5 protein-coding genes are annotated in these 7,885 nt (G+C 74.3%); 2 read left to right on the top strand and 3 right to left on the bottom strand.

Going from position 1 to position 7,885, the window contains the following annotated elements; translation table 11 throughout:
- The first annotated feature begins 195 nt into the window (after positions 1–195).
- Positions 196–666: a DNA starvation/stationary phase protection protein gene (locus tag ABZ854_RS31010; protein ID WP_361217433.1), complete on the top strand. Its 471-nt coding sequence runs from the start codon at positions 196–198 to the stop codon at positions 664–666.
- Positions 667–758: 92 nt separating this feature from the next.
- Entirely contained in the window at positions 759–1,037 is a 279-nt protein-coding gene (locus tag ABZ854_RS31005) for a hypothetical protein (RefSeq protein ID WP_361217431.1), read from the top strand.
- Here the strand turns inward: ABZ854_RS31005 and ABZ854_RS31000 are convergent.
- The 3 genes from ABZ854_RS31000 to ABZ854_RS30990 form a co-directional block, all read right to left on the bottom strand.
- Positions 985–1,749, bottom strand: a complete 765-nt coding sequence (locus ABZ854_RS31000; protein WP_361217428.1) for an SDR family NAD(P)-dependent oxidoreductase — start codon at positions 1,747–1,749, stop codon at positions 985–987. The two genes, ABZ854_RS31005 and ABZ854_RS31000, sit on opposite strands and share 53 nt — an antisense overlap.
- Positions 1,750–1,781: 32 nt before the next feature.
- Positions 1,782–2,627 carry a DNA-formamidopyrimidine glycosylase family protein gene (locus ABZ854_RS30995; protein ID WP_361217425.1) on the bottom strand — a complete coding sequence of 282 codons (846 nt, stop codon included), beginning with the start codon at positions 2,625–2,627 and terminating at the stop codon, positions 1,782–1,784.
- An 85-nt stretch (positions 2,628–2,712) separates the two neighbouring features.
- Positions 2,713–7,728, bottom strand: a complete 5,016-nt coding sequence (locus ABZ854_RS30990) for an ATP-dependent helicase (protein ID WP_361217422.1) — start codon at positions 7,726–7,728, stop codon at positions 2,713–2,715.
- Positions 7,729–7,885 lie beyond the last annotated feature (157 nt).

Below are 7,885 nucleotides of genomic sequence, written 5' to 3'. Positions count from 1 at the left end.
CCGGCAAGCAGAAGAAGGCACGGGACGACGTCCAGGCCAGGCTCGGCGACATCGACGCCGGAACTCCGGAGCGGCCCCGGCCGGGGCCTCGCCGTGTCCGCAGCCGTGCGGCTGGGCCCTCGTGCGTCCGTTTGCCGGTGCGGGCCGGTGCGGTCATGGTGGAGGGACGCGGGGGCCTACCACCGGAGCGAGCGCATGTACGTCGTGAAGAGTCCGTTGCCTGACGACGCCCTGAAGACCGTGGGCGAGGCGCTGCAGGGCGCCCTCGTGGATCTGCTGGACCTCTCCCTGGTCGCGAAGCAGATCCACTGGAACGTCGTGGGGCCCCGCTTCCGGTCCGTCCACCTGCAGCTCGACGAGGTCGTGACCACCGCCCGCACCCACGCCGACACCGTGGCCGAGCGGGCGTCGGCGCTGGGCGTGTCGCCGGACGGACGCGCCGCCACGATCTCCTCCGGCAGCGGCATCGGAGACACTCCGGCGGGCTGGATCAAGGACGGGGACGGGGTCGGCGCGATGGTGGACGCCCTGGGCGCGGTGATCACCCGTATGCGCGAGCGGGTGGAGTCCACCGGCGAACCCGACCCGGTCACGCAGGACATCTTCATCGGCATCACGGCGGACCTGGAGAAGCACCACTGGATGTTCCAGGCGGAGAACGCCTAGCGGTCTGTTCCGCGGTGCATCGGTGAGCCCCTTGGTGCGCCTGTCACGCCGGTGAGGCGGCGTTCTAGGGTCCGGGCGGAGGAGGCGGGCACATGATGCGGCGGGCACTGCGGTGGGCGGCCGCTCTCGGGTGCGGGGCCGTGTGGTGGTGGGCCGCGGTGCGGATCGCCCTCGGGGAAGGCGCGGGCGTGCTCGAAGGGGCCGTCCTGGCCGGTGGCTGGGGGATCAGCCTGCTGCCGGTGCGCTGTGTGCCCAAGGGACAGGCGGAGGGGGCCGTGCGGGCGGGACGATGGTCCGACGCCTGGCGGGTGAGGGACGCTACCAGGGCATCGCCACTCCGCCATTGGGACGCAGGATCTGACCCGTCGTGAACGCCGAGGCGTCGGACGCCAGATACAGCACCGAGTGCGCGACGTCCTCCGGCTCGCCCACCCGGCCCAGCGGTGACATCCGCGCCATCACCGACTCGGTGTGCGCCTGCGCCTCGCCGTCATGACGGTCGGTCATGGGCGTGCGGATCCAGCCCGGCGCGACCGCGTTGACCCGGATGCCGTGCCGGCCGACCTCGGTGGCCAGCGTCTTCGTCAGCTGGACCACGGCCGCCTTCGCCGCGCCGTAGCAGAGCAGGCCCGGCCCGCCGGTGTCGACCGCGCCGGACGCCATGGTCACGATGCTGCCCCGGGTCCCGTGGGCGAGCATCAGCCGCGCCGCCTCCTGGCACGCGTGGAGCACGCCCTTGAAGTTGACGCTCATCACCCGGTCGAGATCCTCGTCCAGCGTCTCCAGCACGGGGCTGCTGTGCATGATTCCGGCGATCGCCGCCATCACGTCCAGCCGGCGGCAGGAACGGACGGCCTGGCCGAGCCGCGCCCGGTCGGTGACGTCCAGGACGTGCGTACGGGCCGTGCCGCCGCGCTCCTCGATCAGCTTGCCCGTGCCCCGCAAGCCGTCCACGTCCCGGTCGGCACAGTGCACCGTGGCGCCCGCCTCGGCGAGCAGGACGGCCGAGGCCCGTCCGATGCCGCCGGCTGCGCCGGTGACGAACGCGGTGCGCCCGGTGAGGTCGTACGCCGTGAGGGCCATTCCCCGACGGTACGAGGACTTCTGACGACCCGTCAATTGTCTCGGCGGGGATAGCGGTCCCGCCACTTCTGCGGTGATCCCGGTGCGGGGGCGGGGCCCTGCTGGCAGGACGGGCACCAGTAGGTGGGGCGTTCCTGGGAGCCGTCACCCTGGTCGGCCACGCGGACGGGCGTGCCGCAGCGCAGACAGGGGCGGGGCGCGCGGCCGTAGACGAACAGGTCGTGGTGGCGGACGCCCGTGGTCTGCCGGACCGGGCGGTCGCGGTTGGCCTCCAGCAGCTTCTTGGCGAGCGCGGGCAATCGGGCGGCGTAATCCTCGGGCAGCGCGCCTACGGGCAGCCAGGGGGTCACGCCGAGCAGGAAGCACAGTTCGCTCTTGTAGACGTTGCCGATACCCGCGAGATTGCGCTGGTCGAGCAGTGCCTCGCCGAGGGGGCGGGAGGGCTCGGCGAGCAGGTTGGACAGGGCGCGTCCGGCGTCCCAGTCGGGGCCCAGCAGGTCGGGGCCGAGGTGACCGACGGCCCGCTCCTCCTCGGCGGTGCGCAGGAACTCCAGGACGGGGAGGCGGTAGCCCACCGCGGTGCGGCCGGCCGCGGCGAGGATCGCCCGGATCTGGTGCCCCGGGCCGCCGCGCCAGCGCTCACCCTCGCCGTAGACCTTCCAGGCACCCTCCATGCGGAGGTGGGTGTGCAGGGTGAGGCCGCCCTCGAACCGGGTCAGCAGATGCTTGCCGCGCGCCACGGCGTCCAGGACCTTCCGCCCGGTGAGGTCGACCGTGGCGTACTTCGGCACCCGGAAGTCGCTGCGGGTGAGCACTTCGCCGGCGAGGGCGCTGTGCAGCCGCCGGGCTGCCTGCCAGACCGTGTCACCTTCGGGCATGGTTCAAGCGTGCCATGGGGGTGCGGGAGGCGGGGCCGGGGCCCGGCATGCGGGTTGCGCGGTCCGGGGCAGGTGCGGCTTTTGGTCAAGCTCTGAGGCGCAGGCCGCGCGGGATCGCGATGAAGCCCGCTCCTTCCAGGAGGGCGCCCAGGGGGGAGGTCAGGGCGGAGGCCCCGTTGATCCGTTCCACCGTGACCGTGCCGAGAGAGCCCGCGCGGGCGGCCCCGGCGAGCGCCTCCGCAGCCGTACGGAGCCGGGGGTCGTCGGTGGCGGCGGTGTCCGGCGCGCACGGCCAGGCCAGCAGCGTCTTGCCGCCGCGCTCCATGTACAGCGTCAGCTCGCCCTCCACCAGCACGACGAGCGAGCCCGCCTTGCGGCCCGCCTTGTGCCCGGCCCCGGTCGGTGACTCCGGCCAGGGCAGTGCCGCGCCGTAAGCGTTCGCGGGGTCGGCCGCGGCCAGGACGACGGCGCGCGGGTCTCCGCCGGGGGTTCGAGTACCGGTACGCCGGTTGCCGAAGTTCCGGTCCGGGCCTCGGCCCGGACCCGGTCCCTGCCCGAAGCCGCCGCCTCTGGGGCCGCCGTAGCCGGGCGACGCGAAGGGATCCGCCGGGGCGAGGTCGCGGGGAGAGACGTGGTCGCCGGGGACGATGGTGTGACCGTCCGGCGGCCAGGTGAAATCGCCTTCCATACCTGGGTGCCCGTACCCGGGGCCCGACCGGTCCGCTCCGCCGAAAGCCGTGTGGCCGCCGTCCGGGAAGGGCAGGGGGCCGAGCGGGTCGGTGCCGGCGCCCGGAAACGCGGCGGAGCCGAAGGCGGGCGAGGCGCCGTCCGTACGGCCGGGGGCGGACAGGCCCTCGTTCCGGTCGCGGGCGTTGGACACCGCGCGCAGGCGGTCGACCGCGCCGTCCATCGCGAACTGGGCGGCGCCCAGCCCTTCCACCACATAGCCGCGCCGCGCCTGGCCGCTCTCCTCGAACGCGGACAGGACCCGGTACACCGCGGAAAAACCACCCTCGACGCCCTCCGCCGCGACGGCTCCCCGGGTGACCACGCCGTGCCGGTCGAGGAGGGTGCAGGCCAGCGCGTGCGCCCGCACGGTGGCGTCCGGTTCGGACGCGGGCAGCAGGGACCAGCGGCCGGCCACGGTCGGCGGTCCGGTCCGGGAGGCGGTACGGGCGGCGGCCGTCAGCGAGCCGTAGCGCCCGCGCGGGACCGCGCGCTTGGCGCGGTGGGCCGTCGATCCGGCCGTACGACCCGAGCCCAGCACGGAGCGCATCGGCGCGAGTGTGTCATTGGTCAGCCGGCCCGACCAGGCCAGGTCCCAGACGGCGTCCGCCAGTTGGGGATCGGTGACGTCGGGGTGGGTCGTCGCGCGGATCTGGTCGGCGATCTGGCGGAAGAACAGTCCGTAGCCGCCGGACAGGGCGTCCAGGACGGACTGGTGCAGCGCGGTCAGCTCCAGCGGATGCGGTGGCGGAAGGAGTAGGGGCGCCGCGTCCGCCAGATACAGCGAGACCCAGCCGTCCTTGCCGGGCAGGGCGCCCGCCCCGGCCCACACCACCTCCCCGGCGGCGGTGAGTTCGTCGAGCATGGACGGCGTGTAGCCGGCCACGCGAGAGGGGAGCACCAGCTTCTCCAGCGCCGAGGCGGGGACGGACGCCCCCTGTACCTGTTCGATGGCGCGCACCAGCCCGTCGATGCCCCGCAGCCCGTGTCCCGTGCCGATGTGCTGCCACTGCGGCAGGAACTGCGCCAGCGCCGCCGGCGGCACCGGCTCCAGCTCGTGCCGCAGCGCGGCCAGCGAACGGCGCCGCAACCGGCGCAGCACGGCCGCGTCGCACCACTCCTGACCGATGCCCGCAGGATGGAACTCACCCTGGACGACACGGCCGCCCGCCGCGAGCCGCTGCAGGGCGCCCTCGGTGACCGCCACGCCCAGACCGAACCGGGCCGCCGCGGTGGCCGAGGTGAACGGCCCGTGGGTGCGGGCGTAGCGCGCGAGGAGGTCGCCCAAGGGGTCCTTGACCGGTTCCGTGAACGCCTCGGGGACACCGACCGGCAGCGCCGTGCCGAGAGCGTCACGCAGCCGGCCCGCGTCCTCGACCGCCGCCCAGTGGTCCGCGCCGGCGATCCGGACCCGGATGGCGCGGCGGGCGGCGGCCAGCTCGCGCGCCCACGCGGGTTCGGCGCCCCGCTCGGCCAGTTCGGCGTCCGTCAGGGGGCCGAGCACCCGCAGCACGTCCGCGACGCCTTCCATGTCCTTGACCCGGCGGTCCTCGGTCAGCCACTGGATCTCCCGCTCCAGTTCGGTCAGCACCTCCGCGTCCAGCAGCTCGCGCAGCTCCGCCTGGCCCAGCAGCTCGGCCAGCAGCCGCGAGTCCAGGGACAGGGCGGCGGCGCGGCGCTCGGCAAGCGGGGAGTCCCCCTCGTACAGGAACTGGGCCACGTATCCGAACAGCAGGGAGCGCGCGAACGGGGAGGGCTCGGGGGTGGTGACCTCCACGAGCCGGACCTTGCGGGACTCGATGTCACCCATCAGCTCGACGAGCCCGGGGACGTCGAAGACGTCCTGGAGGCACTCGCGGACCGCCTCCAGCACGATCGGGAACGACCCGAACTCGCTCGCCACCTGCAGCAGTTGCGCCGCCCGCTGGCGCTGCTGCCACAGCGGGGTGCGCTTGCCCGGGTTGCGGCGCGGCAACAGCAGCGCGCGGGCCGCGCACTCGCGGAAGCGGGAGGCGAACAGGGCGGAGCCGCCGACCTGGTCCGTGACCACCTGGTCGACCTCGCCCTTGTCGAAGGCGACGTCCGCCGCGCCGACCGGCGCCTGCTCGCTGTCGTACTCGGCGCCCGCCTTCACGGGTTCCTGGTCGAGCAGGTCCAGGCCCATCAGATCAGCGTCCGGCAGGCGCAGCACGATGCCGTCGTCGGCGTGCATGACCTGCGCGTCCATGCCGTACCGCTCGGAGAGACGAGCGCCGAGGGCGAGCGCCCAGGGCGCGTGGACCTGCGCGCCGAAGGGGGAGTGGACGACGACCCGCCAGTCGCCCAGCTCGTCACGGAAGCGCTCGACGACGATCGTGCGGTCGTCCGGGATGTGGCCGCAGGCCTCGCGCTGCTCGTCCAGGTAGGACAGAACGTTGTCCACGGCCCAGGCGTCCAGGCCCGCCGCGAGCAGCCGCAGCCGGGCGTCGTCCTTGGCCAGGGAGCCGACCTCACGCAGGAACGCGCCGACCGCGCGGCCCAGCTCCAGCGGCCGGCCCAGCTGGTCGCCCTTCCAGAACGGCAGCCTGCCCGGGACCCCCGGAGCGGGCGAGACCAGGACGCGATCGCGCGTGATGTCCTCGATGCGCCAGGAACTCGTCCCCAGCGTGAAGACGTCCCCCACCCGGGACTCGTACACCATCTCCTCGTCCAGCTCGCCGACCCGGCCGCCGCCCTTCTTGGGGTCGGAACCGGCGAGGAACACCCCGAACAGCCCGCGGTCGGGGATCGTGCCGCCGGAGGTGACGGCGAGCCGCTGGGCGCCCGGGCGGCCGGTGACCGTGCCGGCCACGCGGTCCCACACCACGCGCGGGCGCAGCTCCGCGAACGCGTCCGAGGGATAGCGGCCGGCCAGCATGTCCAGGGTGGCCGTGAAAGCCGACTCGGGCAGCGAGGCGAAGGGGGCGGCACGGCGGACGACCGCGAGCAGGTCGTCGAACTGCCAGGTGTCCAGCGCGGTCATGGCGACCAGTTGCTGGGCGAGCACGTCCAGCGGATTCGCGGGCACCCTGAGGGACTCGATGGAGCCCGAGCGCATCCGCTCGGTGACCACCGCCGCCTGGACCAGGTCACCCCGGTACTTGGGGAAGACCACACCGGTGGAGACGGCACCCACCTGGTGTCCCGCGCGGCCCACCCGCTGCAGTCCGGAGGCCACCGAGGGCGGAGACTCGACCTGGACGACGAGGTCGACCGCGCCCATGTCGATGCCCAGCTCCAGGCTGGACGTGGCGACCACGGCGGGCAGCCGGCCCGCCTTCAGGTCCTCCTCCACCAGGGCGCGCTGCTCCTTGGAGACCGAGCCGTGGTGCGCGCGGGCGATCACCGCGGGTGCCCCCTGGGCCGCGCCGGAACCGCCCATCAGTTCGGCCGGCGAGTGGTGTTCGTCCAGCGGCTCGCCGGTCGCCCGCTCGTACGCGATCTCGTTGAGCCGGTTGCACAGCCGCTCCGCCAGGCGCCGCGAGTTGGCGAACACGATGGTGGACCGGTGCGCCTGCACCAGGTCGGCGATGCGCTCCTCCACGTGCGGCCAGATCGACGGCCGCTCCGCCCCCTCGTTCGCGTCGGCCGCCGGCGAGCCGCCCAGCTCGCCCATGTCCTCGACCGGGACGACCACGGACAGGTCGAACTCCTTGCCGGACTCGGGCTGGACGATCTCCACCTTGCGGCGCGGCGAGAGGTACCGGGCCACCTCGTCCACCGGGCGCACGGTCGCCGACAGGCCGATCCTGCGGGCGGGTCGCGGCAGCAACTCGTCCAGCCGCTCCAGGGACAGCGCGAGGTGCGCGCCGCGCTTGGTGCCCGCCACCGCGTGCACCTCGTCCAGGATCACCGTCTCCACCCCCGTCAGCGCGTCGCGCGTGGCCGACGTCAGCATCAGGAACAGCGACTCGGGGGTGGTGATCAGGATGTCCGGCGGGCGGGTGGACAGCGCGCGGCGCTCGGCGGCCGGCGTGTCGCCCGAGCGGATGCCCACCCTGACCTCGGGCTCGGGCAGGCCCAGGCGCACGGACTCGTGGCGGATGCCGGTCAGCGGGCTGCGCAGATTCCGCTCGACGTCGACCGCGAGGGCCTTCAGCGGCGACACGTACAGCACCCGGCAGCGCTTCCTGGGGTCGGCCGGCGGCGGGGCGGACGCCAGCTGGTCCAGGGCGGCGAGGAAGGCGGCCAGGGTCTTGCCGGAGCCGGTCGGGGCGACCACGAGCACGTCCGAGCCCTCGCCGATGGCCCGCCACGCGCCCGCCTGGGCCGCGGTGGGCGCGGAGAACGCCCCCGTGAACCAGCCGCGGGTCGCGGGCGAGAAGCCTTCGAGGGCTCGGTGTGCGGAGCTGACCATGCGTCCATCCTGCACCCGGCCACTGACAATCGGCCTGACCTGCGCAAACGGGGCGCCGGGGCCGGAGCCGCCGGGGCTGGGGCTTGGGGCCAGGGCTGGGGCCGGGGCTGGGGTCGGCTTCAGCGTCGGGGCTCCGGCGGGGAGACGAGCGCCGCCG

Source organism: Streptomyces sp. NPDC047028 (genome assembly GCF_040644095.1).
Lineage (GTDB): Bacteria > Actinomycetota > Actinomycetes > Streptomycetales > Streptomycetaceae > Streptomyces.
Note: the sequence above shows the minus strand (reverse complement) of the source record. Positions and strands in the feature narration are given on the sequence as shown.